Below are 18,226 nucleotides of genomic sequence, written 5' to 3'. Positions count from 1 at the left end.
GAGAGAGGGAAACCTCTCTCTTCTTTTTTTGTTTTGAGATTAAGGATATTTTCAATGGCTACTCCACATATTAATGCTGAAATGGGTGATTTCGCTGACGTAGTTTTAATGCCAGGCGACCCGCTACGTGCTAAATACATCGCTGAAACCTTCCTAGAAGAAGTGGTTCAAGTGTGCGACGTTCGCAACATGTTTGGTTACACCGGTACTTACAAAGGTCGTAAGGTTTCCGTAATGGGGCATGGTATGGGTATCCCGTCTTGTTCTATTTACGCGACTGAGCTGATCAAAGACTTTGGTGTGAAGAAGATCATTCGTGTCGGCAGTTGTGGTGCAGTGAGCGAAGATATCAAAGTACGTGATGTGGTGATCGGCATGGGCGCATGTACTGACTCTAAAGTGAACCGTATTCGCTTTAAAGGTCATGACTTTGCAGCTATTGCGGATTACAAGATGGTGCGCGCGGCAGAAGATGCAGCCAAAGCTCACGGTGTCGGCGTAAAAGTCGGTAACCTGTTCTCGGCTGAGTTGTTCTACACACCAGATCCAGAGATGTTCGAAGTAATGGACAAATACGGCATTGTTGGCGTAGAGATGGAAGCTGCAGGCATCTATGGTGTATGTGCTGAATACGGTGCAAAAGCTCTAACGATTTGTACTGTTTCTGATCACATCAAGACCGGTGAGCAAACCACATCAGATGAACGTCAAACGACTTTCAACGACATGATGGTTATCGCATTAGACTCAGTGTTGCTTGGTGACCAAGAATAATATTGATTTGTCTTAGCTTGATAAGTTAACAGATAACAAAAAGCCCCGTTGCTGCCTGAGCTTCGGGGCTTTTTATTGTATTTAGCACGAACGTCATTGGCTGCTGTTAACTCAACCGAGAACTCCGTCGAATTTCTCACATTGCTACTGGCTTGCTATACCGAGTCCTTTTTCTGCTGAATCGAGATGTCTATGAGCTAGCATTTTTGAGCAGCAAATTCTCGCCAGTTTTAGTCTTCCTCCTACGAATGAGCATGACAAACAGCACACCACTTACAAAACCCATCAGCACCATACCGATCATGTAGCGATCACTTTTGCGATAATGGTGATCAGAAATTGCAGTCATCTTACCCGTTTCGAAGGTCACTCGAATAAAGCCGATGATCGTCTTCTCTGGTGAATAAATAGGTTCAACTAATTGTTGTCTACCGATACTTGCTGTTGAAAGTGGCGTATCTAAGCCAAGAACCTCGCGTACGGAGAGAGCTTTTTCGCTCGAAGCCAGTCGAATACCCTCTGCATCATAGATGGTGGTATCAAACACCAGTCGGTCTTGAGATAGCTGATTAGTCAGATCAAGCAATCGCTCTTGGTCTTGTTGCGTGATCATTTTGCTGGCTGAAAGTGATGCCTGAGAGATAAGCAGCTTGGTAAGAGTTTCCAACTGTTTCGCTTGGATCTTCTCGTTACCTTTACTGATCACGACCGTATTTTTAATTGTTACAACGAACATGGTAGCCAGCAAAATGAGGGCTAGCATTCGTAAAGCGTTACGTATTGAGAACAATGATTCATTCATGTTTCACGAAGCCTGAAATAAACAAATGTTATGATTAAGACATATTGAGACTTGCGTTTTCAAATTGCAATAGGTTAACGTTTAGCATAGTTAATTAGGAATCATACACATGGACGCTCAGAAATATCTGCCGATAAAAAGGCATACCACATTACTAACTCGACTCCCCGAGACTCGTTTCGCTTCTCAACTCGCTAAATCCAAAGCCAATTGGATTGTGTTCGGTGAGTATCTATCTCCACAATCATTCGATGATATCGACTTCTTCACTGGCACTTACAACACCATCCTCGATACGTGGAAGGTTGGGCATTATGAAGTGGCTTTGATGTCAGGCAATCTAACACCAGCACACGAAGAAATCCTCCAAGCGTTAAAGCTTGATTATGCTTGCCTTAGCGAGGTCCCAGACTTATCTAAGCCAGGTTTGATCGTGATGGATATGGATTCCACAGCGATTCAAATTGAATGCATCGATGAGATTGCCAAGCTGGCTGGAGTGGGAGAGTTAGTCTCTGAAATCACAGAACGAGCAATGCAAGGCGAGCTCGATTTTGAACAAAGCCTACGCCAACGAGTAGGAGCACTGAAAGGTGCGGATGAGTCGATATTAGAGCAAGTGCGTCAGTCATTGCCATTCATGCCAGATTTGGTCGGGCTGGTGAATACTCTGAATAAGCTCGGCTGGAAAACAGCGATTGCCTCAGGCGGTTTTACTTACTTCTCTGACTACCTGAAAGATACTCTTGATCTTGACCACGCTCAGTCAAACACACTTGAGATCGTCAATGGTAAGTTGACGGGCGAAGTTTTAGGCGATGTTGTTTCCGCGCAGACTAAAGCGGATATCTTGGTCGAGCTGGCTGAAGAGTATGAATTAGAACTGCATAATACCGTTGCCGTTGGTGATGGTGCCAATGACTTGGTTATGATGGGTTCTGCAGGTTTAGGTATTGCCTATCACGCGAAACCGAAAGTAGAGCAACAAGCTCAAACCGCTGTGCGTTATGCAGGTTTAGGCGGGGTGCTGTGCATCTTGTCGGGTGTATTGGCTAAGCAGCAGAAGATCAGTTGGCAAGCGAAACCTTAGGGGTCTACCTAAGTACTATTGGCTATGTATCTATTGACAATAGTGACTCAGACAAAAAGCAGGTGATGAGCCTGCTTTTTCTATTTTCAAATCCAGTAAATTGATGCTGACCTAACGAGTCAGCTCCAATCGAATCAACACTTCATCAGTAATATCTTCTATTTCGCCATAACCGATAAATGCAGTAACTTCATTCTCTAGCTTCTTAGCTTGATGCATGCTGATGCGTGAAAGCTCTTCTAAATCTGACTGGAATAAACTTGTCAACGGATTAAAGATAGGTGCAGTCGTGACTCGTAATACATACACGTCACCTAAATGCTGCGCTTTCTTAATGAATAAGATGCGTTCCTTTGCTGAGGCGAAGTCTTTGACCAACTTGGTGTGTACCGATTGGATCTTGTCGCCAAACTTTACCGCGGCAATGTATACGTCATGGTGTTTCGGCTCTGCACCTTCAATTCTTTTCAGTGGCTCAGCTAACAGTGAGTTAGAGTGCCCTTTGAAAATCGGTTCGAGTGAGAACTTTTGATTATGGCCAAGCTTAGCAAGTAACGTTAGATGCTTATTTAATGGAAAATTCACACCAATGATCTTACAGCGCAGCGTTGAACCTGGCTTATCAATGAATATTGGGTTGCTGACCATCTTGCTCAACAAAATGTTGTGCAGAGATTCGAGCAGCGAATGTGTTGGCAGTATCTCTTGCTTCTTAATCAGCTTGCTTTGATTCTGATCGATAAGTCCATTAAGGAAAGCGATGGTACGCATCGTCTTGGCGTTCTCGGCAATAACCAGTTGCACGTTGCGGCCATTCGGGCTCACTCGAATCACCTGGTAAGGCACGGTGCTCAGTGGCAGGTTCTTGTCATAAAGCTGCAGTTCATTAAAGTTCACCAATACCGGATCATTAATCTTGAGGACCATAGGGTGTTCAAGGTTAATGCTCAGTCCACGCTTCGAGATATCTAAGGTGTGTCCGTTCGCCGCTGCGCCATCTTGTGATGTAAGCTGCAGCGGTGACTTAAATTGGTACCTCGGCTCTTTACGACGGGTCTGAGAGTCAAAGTAGATGCTTTGAATATTGCCGACGACAGTACGTGGGTGACGGAAGCGGTTTAATTCACTGCTTGGTATACGTGGCTTTTCACTCAGAAGATAGTCAGCTGCACTTTCGTGATCACCGATCTCTTGCAAGATTCCGCAATGCGTCAGTTGAGCTGAGCTTTGAGCCAGCGTATCCGAGTGCTTAGCTAATGCTTGTCGCTCGGTGTCTGAAAGTTCGAAAACCGAGAACTTGAACGCTTTCCAACTTTTACGTTTACCACCGATGTGCCAGAACAGCTGTCTTTGTTCACGAGAGGCTTCAGGTAGCATCATTGAATAGAACAAGGTCTTGTTTTGGTGTTCATGGGTAAAAGAGTAGATAACGTTACTGGTTCCCTTTACTCCTGGCTTAGCCAGCAGGTTCATACGTTGCTCGTTGAACAGGGTGCCCAGCGCTTGTTGATTTCGCTCGTCGTGCCAGTATTGCCATAACGGATGGTTGTTAGCCGTCAATAGGGCAAGCTTTAATTCACTGCCGCTGAAGAACAGCGGAAGGTTACAAGTATGCTTTAGATAGGTGTGTTCGATTCCTCGCGTACGAGTTCGAATGATCCTATCTTGGTTCTCATGGCTGGTTTTTTTACTGGTGCTATTTAAAGACTCATCGAGTAAGCGAGCCACAACATTGTTATCGCTTACCTTGATGGTTCTTAGAAATTTGACCGCGTTGTTCTCATAAGATTCGTCGATACCCAAAACACGAAATTCAACCGCTTGGTTAACATCGTTTTCTTGGGACTTTTCGATAAGCTCTGTGAACTTAACGCTGATGATTTCGCCGAGGTTATATCTAAAGGCGCTCGGCACCTTGAACTTTGCACCCGACGGAGATATATCAACTGTTACACCATGTAGGCTTTGCCCTTTCGATGTGGTGATCTCAACCTGCGAGCTAATCTTGAGTCTGTTCTCTTGACGCTTTAAGTCGTAACCTAGGTTAATCGCTTCCGCTTCATACGGACTGTTGGCGCTAGTAATGTCGCGGTTACCTTGAGAAGATGTTTTAACTACGCTCATTGGCTGAGTTCGCGGAGTCATTACTAACTCCCATGCGCCTTCTGTGTAACCTTTAAACTTTTTAGTGCCACGTTGATACGCGTTTAAGGCGATATCATCGAGCCAGTGCTTACGGCCGTCTAACGTGAACTGACGACATTCATTATCAATGCGCCCACGTAAATCAATGCTCTTTGTACACGGAGCCATGATACGATTCAGTTCCATTTTAACCAGCAGTTTTAGAGACGGAGATTCGCCTTCTGTCATTTGAGAAAGAAGGAATTCGAAATCTTCGGCGTGGTAGGCCGGGATAAGACGCTCTGCTACAGATAGAATTTCAGATTGCTGCATACTTTTCTTGTTAGAATGGACGGTGCATTTATGTTATCGACTAGTTTAAATCGATCTTTAAGTATAAGTGGTATGACTGCAACGTTTATTTTCACCCGTACGGTCAAATAAGTCACAAATTGACAACATCATTGTGTAACTGAGTAAATTATTGAGGTTTTATGGCTAAGGCAAAGCGAGCTTATGTGTGTAATGACTGTGGTGCTGACTTTCCACGTTGGCAGGGGCAGTGCAACGCATGTGGTGCTTGGAACACGATTACAGAAGTTAGGTTAGCCGCTTCACCTCAGGTAGCGCGTAATGAACGATTGAGTGGTTATGCTGGTGGTGCAACCGAGTCATCAGTTCAAACGTTGTCGGAAATCGACTTACAAGAAGTGCCACGCTTTAGCAGTGGCTTCAAAGAACTCGACCGCGTACTCGGTGGCGGTGTTGTACCAGGCGCTGCAATCCTGATTGGTGGTAACCCGGGGGCTGGTAAATCAACCTTGTTGTTGCAAACTATGTGTCAGCTCTCTTCTCAATTGCCGACACTCTATGTCACAGGTGAAGAATCGTTGCAGCAGGTTGCGATGCGCGCTTCTCGACTTGGATTGCCAAAGGAGCACTTAAAAATGCTCTCTGAAACCAACGTTGATAAAATCTGTCAGGTTGCGGAAAAAGAACAGCCAAAGATCATGGTTATCGATTCAATCCAGGTTATGCATGTCGCGGATGTTCAATCTTCACCGGGCAGTGTTGCTCAGGTACGTGAATCGGCAACTGCACTAACGCGCTACGCAAAACAAAATAATGTTGCTGTGTTCTTAGTGGGACACGTAACTAAAGATGGCACCTTAGCCGGGCCAAAAGTGCTTGAGCACATAATTGACTGTTCTGTTCTATTGGATGGCGGAACTGACAGCCGCTTTAGAACACTGCGCAGCCACAAAAACCGTTTTGGTGCGGTCAATGAACTCGGCGTGTTTGCTATGACAGGCCAAGGACTAAAAGAAGTCAGCAACCCATCGGCAATTTTCTTATCTCGTGGTGAAGAAGAAACCTCGGGCAGTTCGGTTATGGTTGTGTGGGAAGGTACTCGTCCACTGCTTGTTGAAATCCAAGCGCTTGTGGACTATTCCCAGCTGGCTAACCCGCGTCGTGTCGCTGTCGGCCTAGAACAAAACAGGCTTTCATTGTTATTAGCGGTGCTGCATAAACACGGCGGCTTACAAATGGCTGATCAAGATGTGTTTGTGAATGTCGTCGGTGGTGTTAAAGTAACCGAAACCAGTGCTGATCTTGCGTTGGTGATGGCTCTACTTTCAAGTTTCAGAGACCGTGCATTACCAAAAGATGTGGTGGTTTTTGGCGAAGTGGGCCTAGCGGGTGAGATTCGACCGGTACCGAGTGGGCAAGAGCGTCTTAATGAGGCATTTAAACACGGCTTTAAGAAAGCGATCGTACCGGCAGCAAACATGCCTAAAGGCGGCATTCCTGGAATGCAGATCCACGGCGTGAAAAAATTATCGGAAGCAATTAATGCTTTTGATGAGTTGTAATTGAGCTCACTTCAGCTACTCTATACAGCAGAAATTCAGTCTAACTTGAGCGCTATGTACGCTTTAGGTTAGCACTAAACTTAACAGTCACTTAGATTGTTTCTATAGATTGCTTTTTTCTATATGTTAGAAAAAGGCAAAGTTTTTTAGTCCCAAATGCATGCAAAGCTATCAGTCTTCACAGATTGTGATATACTCTGCGCGCATTTTATATCCTATTAACAGAGTAAGACAATGGCAGATTTATCGAAATACAGAAACATTGGTATTTTCGCGCACGTTGATGCGGGTAAAACAACTACCACTGAGCGTATCCTTAAGCTAACTGGTCAAATCCACAAGACTGGTGAAGTACATGATGGCGAATCAACGACTGACTTCATGGAACAGGAAGCTGAGCGCGGTATTACTATCCAATCAGCAGCTGTAAGCTGTTTTTGGAACGATCACCGTCTAAACGTTATCGATACTCCTGGACACGTTGACTTCACAGTTGAAGTATACCGTTCTCTTAAAGTTCTTGATGGCGGTATCGGTGTATTCTGTGGTTCTGGTGGTGTTGAACCTCAATCAGAAACTAACTGGCGCTACGCTAACGAATCAGAAGTATCTCGTCTGATCTTCGTTAACAAACTAGACCGTATGGGTGCAGATTTCTACAACGTTGTTGACCAAGTTAAAAACGTTCTAGGTGCTACTCCTCTAGTTATGGTTCTACCAATCGGTCGTGAAGACGAATTCGTTGGTGTTGTAGACCTACTAAGCCGTAAAGCATACGTTTGGGATGACACTGGTCTTCCTGAAAACTACGAAATCACAGATGTTCCTGCGGACATGGTTGATGACGTTGAGCAATACCGTGAAGAGCTAATCGAAACTGCTGTAGAGCAAGACGATGACCTAATGGAAGCTTACATGGAAGGTGAAGAGCCTTCTATCGAAGACATCAAGCGTTGTATCCGTAAAGGTACTCGTGATATCGCATTCTTCCCTACGTTCTGTGGTTCTGCGTTCAAGAACAAAGGTATGCAACTTATCCTTGATGCTGTAGTAGATTACCTACCAGCACCAACTGAAGTTGATCCTCAACCTCTAATGGATGAGAACGGCGAAGAAACTGGCGAACACGCTATCGTTTCTACAGATGAAACTTTCAAAGCGCTTGCATTCAAAATCATGGATGACCGCTTCGGTGCTCTAACTTTCGTTCGTATTTACTCTGGTAAACTGAACAAAGGTGACACGATTCTTAACTCATTCACTGGCAAGACAGAACGTGTTGGCCGTATGGTTGAGATGCAAGCTGATGACCGTAACGAACTAACTAGCGCACAAGCTGGTGACATCATTGCGATCGTTGGTATGAAGAACGTGCAAACTGGTCACACTCTATGTGATCCTAAGCACCAAGTAACGCTTGAGCCAATGGTATTCCCAACTCCAGTAATCTCAATCGCTGTATCTCCTAAAGATAAAGGCGGTTCTGAGAAAATGGGTATCGCGATCGGTAAAATGGTTGCAGAAGATCCATCTTTCCAAGTTGAGACTGACGAAGAGACTGGCGAAACTATCCTGAAAGGTATGGGTGAGCTTCACCTAGACATCAAGGTAGATATCCTTAAGCGTACATACGGCGTTGACCTAACTGTAGGTGCTCCTCAAGTTGCTTACCGTGAAACTATCACTCAAGCAATTGAAGATAGCTACACGCACAAGAAGCAATCTGGTGGTTCTGGTCAATTCGGTAAGATCGATTACCGTATCAAACCAGGCGAAGCAGGTTCTGGCTTCAAGTTCAACTCTGTAGTTGTGGGCGGTAACGTTCCTAAAGAATTCTGGCCTGCAGTTGAGAAAGGCTTCGCATCTATGATGGAAAACGGCGTACTAGCTGGCTTCCCAACTCTAGACGTTGAAGTTGAACTTTTCGATGGTGGTTTCCACGCAGTCGATTCATCTGCTATCGCATTTGAAATCGCAGCGAAAGGTGCATTCCGTCAATCTATGCCTAAAGCTGGCGCGCAACTTCTTGAGCCTATCATGAACGTTGACGTGTTCACTCCAGACGATCACGTTGGTGATGTTATCGGTGACCTTAACCGTCGTCGTGGTATGATCAAAGATCAACAAGCTGGCGTAACTGGTGTTCGTATTAAAGCTGACGTACCTCTTTCTGAGATGTTTGGCTACATCGGTCACCTACGTACTATCACTTCTGGTCGTGGCCAATTCTCTATGGAATTCGCACAATACGCACCATGTCCAACTAACGTTGCTGACGAAGTGATTGCAAAAGTTAAAGCAGAAAAAGAAGCTGGTAAGTAATTAGCCCTTTTCTCAAGTAACTAAAAAAGCCCTGCAAGTGAAAGCTTGCGGGGCTTTTTATTGTTTGTAACATACTGCGAGATGCGAGATGCGAGATGCGAGATGCGAGATGCGAGATGCGAGATGCGAGATGCGAGATGCGAGATGCGAGATGCGAGATGCGAGATGCGAGATGTGATATAGCCCCTAAAAGTAGACACAGGGGTTGTCCCGTATTTAATCAACACGGGACTGATAAAGCAGGGAGAGACTAACGCTTTAAGTCGATGTAAATCTGCTCTACCTTGGTACGAGCCCAATCTGTTTTACGCAAAAATTTTAAGCTCGATTTAATGCTCGGGTCTTTTTTAAAGCAGTTGATGTTTACCATGTAACTCAACTCTTCCCAACCGTAATGTTCAACCAATTCAGTCAGTAGCTTCTGTAGAGTGATACCGTGAAGTGGATTATTGTCTTGTGTCATGAGATGTTCTCGCCATTTATTTGAGCTAAGTATACCAGTTTCGCTTTATGAATTATCCGACCATTTTAGTTCGTAATCGGTGTGGATAATCGACAGCTCTTCTCTGCCTGTATCACCAAACAATTTAACTTGAGCCTGCATCCATTCTTCGAATCGTTTTATCTTTTCTCGATGGAAGTAACCTGGAGGTGCACATAAAAAATAATTGTATTTAGGCTTCAGTGCTATGTTTCCGATTCGCACCAATTTCTTTTCTTTTAAATAGCGGTATACCAAGCTGTGCTTAACGAGCGCGACACCTTGAACGGATAGCGCACCTTCTAACACAAAGTGAGAGCCATCAAATTGCAATGATGTGCGGCCAGCTTTTACTCCTGCGGCTTGTAACCAAAGATTCCAATCCATATCAGGCCAACGGTCTTCAATAAGTTCAGCTTTATGCAGATCGTCGATGTCATAAATACCATGTTTCTCTTGATAAATTGGGTGACAAACTGGGTACACCACCTCGTCCATTAACCAACGAGACTCAATATTTGCGTAGTTACCGTGACCGTAGCGAACACAAATATCGACATTGGAATCCTCAAAGGTGACCAGTTTGTTGGTCGGCTCAATTAGCATGGATAGATCTGGGTGGCGATCACGAAAGTCGCCAATTCTAGGTACTAACCAATGTTGAGCAAAGGAAGGTACGGTAGAGATGGATAGTTGAGTAGGGTTAGGGTCTTGATTGATTCGCCTTACGCCATCTTGAATATGAGCAAAGCCTTTTTTCGCTTGTAGATATAGCACTTCCCCTTCATGGGTTAACACTATTTTTCGGTGTTGGCGAATAAACAGATCTGCTCCTAACCACTCTTCAAGTTGGCGAATTTGTTGGCTGATTGCTGCAGCCGTGACAAATAGCTTTTGTGCGGCGAGTTTAAAACTACCTGTTTCTGCCGCCGTGTAAAAGTAATAGATCCCTAGAAATGGTGGGGTTCGTTCTCTCACATTAGTTTTCCTTAACTGAATGTCAGTATCAATCGTTTGTCGCTGATGCTTTGTTGGTTGATTATTAACCTCAATAAAGTGAAAGATCAATAGAGGAAGGGTGTATGAATGCGATAACAGCAACGTCAAACCGTCATAATTCATTACTATCAATGTTATCAGCTAAGAAATTCTATTCTAAATTGAGGCTGTATCTTCAGAATCATAGAACTAGAAAACATTTGTCTGAACTTCCAGACTATCTACTGAAAGATGTAGGAATTACTTATGAGCAACTTGAGAGAGAATTGAAGAAATCGTTTTGGGAGTGAGCGTTTTTGTTGTGGAAAAGGAGCCGTAATGGCTCCCTCTCTATTTTGGTTACTCTTCCCAAACTACCAATTTATCTTTTGGCCAGTTGTGTCCGACTTCGTGGTACTTTTGTTCAAGTATGTGTCGCTTTATCTTGAGAGTAGGGGTAAGAACACCATTATCGATGCTCCATGGTTCCTTAATCATTAGTACGCCTTTGATCTTCTCATGAGAGGCAAGCTGCTCATTCATTTTCTCGATGACTCGCTTTGTGGTTCTTTCGTAGCGAGCTCGATCAAAATTAGGGAAGTCATGCGGTACGACAAGTAGGATTGGGCCAGGTAAACCTAAACCGATCAAACACATCATTTCTACGCGGCTGTACTCAAACAATTTGTTTTCGATTGGTACAGGGGCCACAAACTTACCTTTAGCGGTTTTAAAGGTATCTTTTTTACGTCCACGAATCGTTAGGTAGCCTTCGCTGTCGATATCACCAATATCACCAGTATGCAGCCAACCATCAGAGTTAAAAGACTCTTGGGTTGCAATGTCATTTTTGTAATAACCAGAGAACATGCCTTTGCTTCGAACCAAAATCTCTTCGTCCTCTGCAATTTTGAGTTCGATCCCCGGGCCTGCGTTACCGACAGTACCAATTTTGTCAGCTCTAAAAGGGTGATTAATCGTGCTGTAGGCGAAAGACTCTGTCATTCCCCATGCCTCGGTAATGTGTAGACCAACACTTTCATACCATGCAAGTAGAGCTGGTGATACAGGCGCAGAGCCACATCCAAGAACACGAGCTTGATCCAAGCCTAGGCCATCGGCAAGCTTCTTCTTAATGATGTTGTTGATAAACGGAATCTTAAGTAAGAAGTTCAGTTTCTTCTGTGGCAATTTGTCTTGGATTCGCTGCTGGAACAGCGTCCATAAACGAGGAACTGAAATGAACAGAGTGGGACGATGCATTTTCACATCATCAATAAACGTGTCTAAAGACTCAGGGAAAGCCGTGACCACGCCACCCATTACTGAAGAACCAAAGATATAAACGCGTTCTGTAATATGAGCAAGCGGTAGGTAAGAAAACAGGCGATCACCGGGTTGGATACCAATATGGTCGATCAGCCTTTGAACTGACCATGTAAAGGCGCCGTATGTAAGCATTGCCCCTTTTGGTAATCCAGAGGTGCCTGATGTATACACTAATGACATTAGCTTGTCGTCGTGATGTTGAGGACGTTTAGTGGATGGTTCATGTGTATCGATCAGCTGTTCAAATGTGTGTTGGCATTTGGCTGCCGTATCGTATGGTAGAGAGATGCTGATCAAGTTCGGATTGTCATCCAATACCTTTTGGGTAGCAGTAGGATCATCTAGTTTACCTGCAATCACTATTTTACTTTCACTATGCTCAATACAGTATTGGATGGTATCTGCACCAGCTGTTGGAAAGATTGGGACGCTAACAAAATCTCCTAACATCATGGCAAGATCGCAGATAAACCACTCTGCACAGTTTTTCGAAACGAGAGCGACTCGATCGCCGGGTTGGGCTCCGAGTCCTTCTAACGCTGACGCCAGTTTCAGTGCTTTGTCGGCTACTTCTTTATAAGTAAATTCGACAAATTGGCGGTTAATAATTTGTTTTAAATAGACCTCATTTGGGCGTTCTTGTGCCCATTTTAGGATCATTTCATTTGGTGTTGGGAGAGCTGTTGCGTTTTCTTGGCTAAACTCGTTAGGCTGAATCATTGTCTAACTCCATGTTTTTCGCTAAGTTATTTTTGTTAAAATCATGTTAAATGTACCATGATTTTTTCTTTTAGGGAGTAAAATTAGCGTTTTCTGTTATCTGTGCAGGTACGCCTGTAACTCGCTGGGGTTACACCTGTCCTTTTCTTAAAAATTCTCGAAAAATACGATACATCCTTGTATCCACATTGATAGGCAATTACAGCTATTTTTGACTCGGTATCCGCCTCAATCAACTTTTTAGCTAGTAGAACTCTTTTGTCACAAACAAAGTCTCTAAAGCTTACCCCAAAGTGTAGATGAAACTTTTTCGAAAAGTAGGTTGTTGAACAATGGCACTTCTCGGCGATCTCCGTTTCTCTGATTTCTTTGTTTATGTTATCCATAACATAGTTAACAACCTCAGAAGTAAACAATTTGGTAGGCAGTTGATTGTTGTTATTTATGTCTCTGTCGAGATCGAAGTGGGATTCGAAGATATGCTGTGTTTTACGCTTGAGTTCTTCGAATGTACTGGTCAGATGATTACTGTTTGTTTCGATAATGAAAAATATATTCTTATGATTTCGAACGATATTAGGTAACTGATCCGAGCAAATAATGACTATTCGCTTGTTCAAGTTTTCACAAATAGATAATGCCATTGTAAGTAGTTGAAGTTTATCCGGTCTATTCAAGATAAAAAATACCAGTCTGACATCTAAGTTACTGATTATAGATATATCTTGCTTATGATTTTCAATGAGGAAGTAGTGGCTTATTTTATTGATAATAACAGTATTAAATTCACTGTCTTTATCTGATAATAAAGGTGTGACTACTTTCATATAAATACCAACTCTATTTCATATTAAATTGTGAGTTAAAAAATAGATAAATTACGAAGCATAATAATTAGATTAGAAGTACCACAAAAAAGTGCAAGTAAATGGCAAGAAAATCCTAACCTAATATATCTCTCACCTCTAGATTTAGTTTACAGGTAAACAAAGCCTGATATGTAAATCAAGGAGAGGTTCTCATGGATAAGTTTTTGAATAATTGTAAAGAATTCATGAAAGATGAAGAAGGGTTGACTGTTATCGAGTATGTAATCGGTGCAGCATTATTAGTATTAGGTATGACAACTGTATTTTCTGGTTTAGGGAATACCCTTGCAACCAAACTGAATACAATCGTTAGTGGTTTATGACCGAAAAGTAGTGAAGCAGCAAAGAGGGCTTACTTCGGTTTCCTACATTATTGCTGCTGCTTTACTTGTTATTGCAATCGGGTTGGTTTTTTCTGGGATGGCAACAGCCTTACTAAGTAAAATCCAGAGCATTTTTTCGAGTGTATGAATTGAATATATGATTAATGAGCCTTCGGTTTTTTGGGCATTGCTAATTGCAGTTTCGGTATACGATGTTGAGAAACATCGTATACCAAACAAAATATTGATATTGTTTTTGTTTGTGTACTTTTTATCAATGTTTAACAGCAATTACACCTTTAATGTTTTTTTAATGTCCTTAGTTGGATTCGTGGTGTTTTTTTGTTTTGGATTACTCTTATATTTTGTAAGAGCTATGTCTGCAGGAGATGTGAAGCTATTAGGTATTGTGGGGATGTATCTCGGGTGGGGGAAATTACTTGATGCATCGTACTTTATCTTACTTTCTGCTGGAGTGATCGGGACTTTCTACTTGCTATATAACTTTTCCAACTCGAACAGTCTTAGTATCAAAGGCTATTTTGAAAATAAGCTAATTGTGCTTGGTGGAGTAGCACCAGTATCAAATGAAAGTACTAGTTTGCACGCTAGGTATTCAAATAAGGTGACAATGCCTTTTGCACCCTCTGTTGTTATGGGATTAGCGATGTATAGCTACTTTACTTAAACCTGTTGTTGGTTAGCTTTGTGGAGAGGAATAATATATGGATATTATAGGGCGTACTGCTCCAACAACTTTGAAGCCTCAAATTTCAGCCCCGGCCGTTCCTACATCTATTGATATGTTGGGTGTTCCTGAAGTCGTTATTGAAAACCTCGTACTCAAGCATTTGTCTGCTTACCCTAAGTCAGATGTGTTAGAGCTCTCTAATTATATGTGTGTTGTCACCCATATTGTGGAAAGTGCTCTGGCCGTTTTAAGGAAAAAGTCGTTAATTGAGGTATTTCAACCGACTTCAGATCTTTCTCTCTCATCAGTGTCCCATAGTCATGTCCGTTACTCCCTTTCTGAGAAAGGACTGGAAGAAGCTGATCTTGCCTTTAAACGTGATGCTTATTTAGGCCCCGCACCTGTTTCACTTACCCAATATAGTGATGTGGTAAAGCAGCAAGACCTGAGAGTAGAGCTAGTGACTCGGCCACATGTCGAAGCAGCACTGAATGATGTATATGGTGTCGACAAAATGATTTCAGTGCTAGGGCCTGCAATCAATTCTGGACGTGCTTTGTTGTTATATGGGCACGCTGGTACTGGTAAAACATTTGTCGCGAGCCGTATTGTGAATGCTTTGCACACCTCTGTATTTATTCCTTATGCAGTCTATGCATTAGGTAACATTATCAAGGTGTTCTCGGCGCAACATCATAAACCGTTGGATAGTAATGGCAGCGATCAAAGCATTTCTCTTAAAGATCAGTACGACAAGCGTTGGCTTAATTGTGAAAGGCCAAATATCCAAGTTGGGGGTGAACTGACTATGGATATGCTTGAAGTTAATCATTCAGAAAATAGTCGAGTTTGGTTAGCACCAGTTCAAATGATGGCAAACAATGGGATCTTTATCATTGATGACCTTGGTCGTCAGCCCATGCCGGTGGATGCGCTTCTTAACCGTTGGATTGTACCGATGGAGTACTCATTCGACTATTTGTCGCTGCCTAATGGTCAGCAAATAACGATGCCATTTGTATTAACCCTTGCCTTTTCTACCAATCTAAACCCCAAGAAAATAAGCGATCCTGCCTTTTTACGTCGTTTAGGTTACAAGATTGAATTCAAGCCACTTAATCAGCGAGATTATGAAGCTTTATGGATGAGCGTCGTTGCTGATAAAGAGGTAGAGCTTCAAGATGGTTTTTTTGAGCGTTTGTCTCAAATGCACACGTTGCTTAAGGTGCCACTTTTCCCATGTTTACCGAAAGATCTCGTTGGTATAAGCAAAGATATTCTTTCGTTTGAGCAGCTACCACCTGTTATCACATTCGATATTCTTTCCATGGCATGGGAAGTTTATTTTACCTCTGATGGACACGAGGAAGAGAATAATGAATAAGAGTCAAGTTTTCCTACTGTTTTTACTGTCCGTAGTATTCGGCTTAGCGGCTGTATTTTTTGCTAAGCAGTGGATGGATGATCAAGTTCAGCCAACCGTTGAAGTTGAAACGGTCGAGCGTCACCCTGTTGTTGTCGCATCACAAGAAATTGAAGCCGGAACTATTATTGAGGATCAGTTTTTAACCACCAGATTGATGGAAGTTGATTGGATTAATGAAAATAACTATTCGGATAAAGCAGAGCTGATTGGCAAGGTTGTTGCGAATACTGTCTATGCGGGAGAGGTGCTTCACAAGTTACGATTTACTGTACCAGGAGAAGGGTCAACGCTTGCAGCTCTTATCCCTGAAAATAAACGTGCGGTAACGATACGTGTTGATGATGTTATTGGTGTAGCGGGTTTCTTATTACCGGGTAACAAGGTTGATATTCTCAATACCGTTTCTTACGGAAAAAATTCTGCAGCGACTCAAACAGTATTAAAAGACATCAAGGTTTTGGCTGTCGACCAAACGGCTAAGACGAAAGAAAACAGTCCGATTATTGTACGAGCGGTAACACTTGAGATGACGCCGAAAGAGGCAGAGAAACTTCTCACGGCTAAAAGCAAGGGCGATATTCAGCTGACTTTGAGAAACCCACATGAAGTTGAGAAAAAAGTGGTTCGTCGATATGTGCCTAGACCAAGTGTCACCATTATCAAAGGTACAGAAACATCTAATGTGCGCGTCAAGGATTGAGGTGAAATATGAGAATATTAATTGCGTGTGTTTTGAGCCTGATTTGTATTTCGACGGCCAGTGTTGCGGCGTTACAAACGGGAAAAACAGTCACGGTTCCACATCATAAATCTACGCATGTCGTGCTGTCGGGAAAAGCGGCGAAGGTTTCTCTTGGTGATCCTGAAGTTTTAGATATTGTAATTTTAAAATCAAATGAAGTGTTTTTAATTGGTAAAAAATTAGGTGCGACAAACCTAATGGCTTGGGACTCTCGAGGTCGGTTAATTGAGTCTATTAACATTGAGGTTACTCATGATCTTAATAGCCTCAAAGCTAAATTATATGAGTTCCTTCCAGATGAAACTATCGAAGTCCACAGCGCGCAGAATCGCCTGTTATTGAGTGGTCAGGTGAGTAATCAACAACAAATGAATGTCGCGATGCGAATTGCAGAAACGTATTCATCTGGGCAAACCGCTGACAAATCAAATGAAAGTGGTAGCGAGCAAGCCGCTGCTACCGGTGTTATCAATTTGATGTCCATTGGCGGGGCTCAACAAGTCATGTTAGAGGTGACGGTTGCTGAGGTTCAAAGAAGCTTGGTAAGAAAGTTTGATGCGAACTTCCATTTCTTCCAAACCAGTGGGTCTGACTTTTCTTGGGGGGCGTCTTCAGTCCCTGCCGGTGTATTAGGTGCCACCCCAATTTTCAATATTCCTACCTCTACCGATTACGGCATTTTAGGTTCTTTCATTGATAGTAATACATTGTTTACTTTCGCATTGGACGTAGCAAAACAAAATGGTGTGGCAAAAGTCTTGGCTGAACCGAACTTAACCGCGCTAAGCGGTTCAAAGGCTGAGTTTTTAGCGGGGGGAGAATTTCCCATTCCGGTGCCTGATGAGGATGGTATTACCATTGAATATAAAGAATATGGTGTAGGTTTAAAGTTCATCCCAACGGTACTCAGTGACAAAAAAATCAACCTAAACTTAGCTGTTGATGTGAGTGAAATTGCCAATAGTAGCTCGTTAACGATTGATCCTGGTACTACCAATGCGACTTACTTTATCCCTCCAATTACCCGAAGAAGTGCGTCGTCGACGCTTGAATTAGCCGACGGTCAAACCATCGGTATTGCGGGGTTGTTGAGTGAGAATGTTAGGGACATCAGTAACAAGATGCCAGGCTTTGGCGATGTGCCGATTTTAGGTCAGCTTTTCAATAGCCAAGAGTATGTATCTGGTGAAACGGAGCTAGTCATTCTTGTCACTCCTCGACTCGCTAAGCCTATCGACCGAAACAAAGTGACATTACCAACCGACGCGTTTGTTGACCCTAATGACTTGGAATATTACTTATTAGGTCGAAGCGCTTACATTGCTGAACCATCTGAATCGGATTCAGAGCAATCACAAGCTTCACAGGATATACCACCGACCGATGGTGGTAGCGAAGGCTCATTTGGGCATGATTTATAAGGAGATAGATATGATTAGAATAATGATGGTCTTTCTCGTGATGATTTTAGTTGGCTGTGCGAATGATGCTCGATTAGGGCATTCGGTAGCACTAGTAAAAACAGAACAAACGTACAATCCTAATGCGACCCAAGAGAACTTACTCGTAGTGCCAGATGGTACGGGGGAGCGGATGCAGACTGGTTACGATAGATATGTAGGCAGAGGTGAAAACGATCTGTCTGGAAGTAGTAGCCAGATCTTAGAAGAGTTTAATTAAA

General features: G+C 43.0%; 17 protein-coding genes. 11 read left to right on the top strand and 6 right to left on the bottom strand.

What is annotated here, in order from left to right:
- The first annotated feature begins 54 nt into the window (after window positions 1–54).
- On the top strand, window positions 55–774 hold the full coding sequence (deoD, locus tag ATB74_RS12205) for a purine-nucleoside phosphorylase (RefSeq protein ID WP_060982611.1): 720 nt from the start codon (window positions 55–57) through the stop codon (window positions 772–774).
- Window positions 775–964: 190 nt separating this feature from the next.
- Here deoD and ATB74_RS12200 read toward each other — a convergent pair whose 3' ends face one another.
- A complete protein-coding gene (locus ATB74_RS12200) occupies window positions 965–1,576 on the bottom strand; it encodes a YtjB family periplasmic protein (RefSeq protein WP_081090108.1) in 612 nt (203 codons plus the stop codon).
- 109 nt (window positions 1,577–1,685) lie between these two features.
- Here ATB74_RS12200 and serB point away from each other — a divergent pair, with 109 nt between their 5' ends.
- A complete protein-coding gene (gene serB, locus ATB74_RS12195) occupies window positions 1,686–2,666 on the top strand; it encodes a phosphoserine phosphatase (protein ID WP_017058828.1) in 981 nt (326 codons plus the stop codon).
- Between the two features lie 111 nt (window positions 2,667–2,777).
- Here serB and ATB74_RS12190 read toward each other — a convergent pair whose 3' ends face one another.
- Window positions 2,778–5,123 carry a PilZ domain-containing protein gene (locus tag ATB74_RS12190; protein WP_061018710.1) on the bottom strand — a complete coding sequence of 782 codons (2,346 nt, stop codon included), beginning with the start codon at window positions 5,121–5,123 and terminating at the stop codon, window positions 2,778–2,780.
- Window positions 5,124–5,284: 161 nt separating this feature from the next.
- Here ATB74_RS12190 and radA point away from each other — a divergent pair, with 161 nt between their 5' ends.
- Both radA and fusA read left to right on the top strand, forming a co-directional pair.
- On the top strand, window positions 5,285–6,664 hold the full coding sequence (gene radA, locus ATB74_RS12185) for a DNA repair protein RadA (RefSeq protein WP_017063288.1): 1,380 nt from the start codon (window positions 5,285–5,287) through the stop codon (window positions 6,662–6,664).
- Between the two features lie 234 nt (window positions 6,665–6,898).
- On the top strand, window positions 6,899–8,986 hold the full coding sequence (gene fusA / locus ATB74_RS12180) for an elongation factor G (protein ID WP_019819832.1): 2,088 nt from the start codon (window positions 6,899–6,901) through the stop codon (window positions 8,984–8,986).
- A 250-nt stretch (window positions 8,987–9,236) separates the two neighbouring features.
- Here the strand turns inward: fusA and ATB74_RS12175 are convergent, their stop codons facing one another.
- Both ATB74_RS12175 and ATB74_RS12170 read right to left on the bottom strand, forming a co-directional pair.
- Window positions 9,237–9,449, bottom strand: coding sequence for a VF530 family DNA-binding protein (locus ATB74_RS12175; protein WP_012604684.1), 213 nt, complete (start codon window positions 9,447–9,449; stop codon window positions 9,237–9,239).
- 45 nt (window positions 9,450–9,494) lie between these two features.
- Window positions 9,495–10,445 (bottom strand): LysR substrate-binding domain-containing protein, encoded by a 951-nt coding sequence (locus ATB74_RS12170; RefSeq protein WP_061018844.1) that lies wholly within the window; start codon window positions 10,443–10,445, stop codon window positions 9,495–9,497.
- A gap of 104 nt (window positions 10,446–10,549) precedes the next feature.
- On the opposite strand from ATB74_RS12170, the gene ATB74_RS23795 reads away from it, so the two are divergent.
- A complete protein-coding gene (locus ATB74_RS23795; protein ID WP_081090106.1) occupies window positions 10,550–10,756 on the top strand; it encodes a DUF1127 domain-containing protein in 207 nt (68 codons plus the stop codon).
- 49 nt (window positions 10,757–10,805) lie between these two features.
- Here ATB74_RS23795 and ATB74_RS12165 read toward each other — a convergent pair whose 3' ends face one another.
- A complete protein-coding gene (locus ATB74_RS12165; protein ID WP_061018708.1) occupies window positions 10,806–12,494 on the bottom strand; it encodes an AMP-binding protein in 1,689 nt (562 codons plus the stop codon).
- A gap of 83 nt (window positions 12,495–12,577) precedes the next feature.
- On the bottom strand, window positions 12,578–13,321 hold the full coding sequence (locus ATB74_RS12160; protein WP_060982605.1) for a helix-turn-helix domain-containing protein: 744 nt from the start codon (window positions 13,319–13,321) through the stop codon (window positions 12,578–12,580).
- Between the two features lie 194 nt (window positions 13,322–13,515).
- On the opposite strand from ATB74_RS12160, the gene ATB74_RS12155 reads away from it, so the two are divergent.
- The 6 genes from ATB74_RS12155 (at window position 13,516) to ATB74_RS12130 (ending at window position 18,225) form a co-directional block, all read left to right on the top strand.
- The gene (locus ATB74_RS12155) at window positions 13,516–13,686 is read left to right on the top strand and encodes a Flp family type IVb pilin (RefSeq protein ID WP_060982604.1); all 171 of its coding nucleotides are present in this window, start codon (window positions 13,516–13,518) and stop codon (window positions 13,684–13,686) included.
- A 157-nt stretch (window positions 13,687–13,843) separates the two neighbouring features.
- Window positions 13,844–14,374 (top strand): A24 family peptidase, encoded by a 531-nt coding sequence (locus ATB74_RS12150; protein WP_060982603.1) that lies wholly within the window; start codon window positions 13,844–13,846, stop codon window positions 14,372–14,374.
- Between the two features lie 37 nt (window positions 14,375–14,411).
- On the top strand, window positions 14,412–15,761 hold the full coding sequence (locus ATB74_RS12145) for a hypothetical protein (RefSeq protein ID WP_060982602.1): 1,350 nt from the start codon (window positions 14,412–14,414) through the stop codon (window positions 15,759–15,761).
- Window positions 15,754–16,503, top strand: coding sequence for a Flp pilus assembly protein CpaB (cpaB, locus tag ATB74_RS12140; protein WP_048605624.1), 750 nt, complete (start codon window positions 15,754–15,756; stop codon window positions 16,501–16,503). Before ATB74_RS12145 ends, cpaB begins: the two co-directional genes overlap by 8 nt.
- 8 nt (window positions 16,504–16,511) lie before the next feature.
- Entirely contained in the window at window positions 16,512–17,966 is a 1,455-nt protein-coding gene (locus ATB74_RS12135; RefSeq protein ID WP_061018706.1) for a type II and III secretion system protein family protein, read from the top strand.
- A complete protein-coding gene (locus ATB74_RS12130; RefSeq protein WP_060982600.1) occupies window positions 17,956–18,225 on the top strand; it encodes a hypothetical protein in 270 nt (89 codons plus the stop codon). The genes ATB74_RS12135 and ATB74_RS12130 overlap by 11 nt, the downstream gene beginning before the upstream one ends.
- Window position 18,226 lies beyond the last annotated feature (1 nt).

This window comes from Vibrio splendidus (assembly GCF_001557875.1).
Classification (GTDB): domain Bacteria; phylum Pseudomonadota; class Gammaproteobacteria; order Enterobacterales; family Vibrionaceae; genus Vibrio; species Vibrio splendidus_F.
Note: the sequence above shows the minus strand (reverse complement) of the source record. Positions and strands in the feature narration are given on the sequence as shown.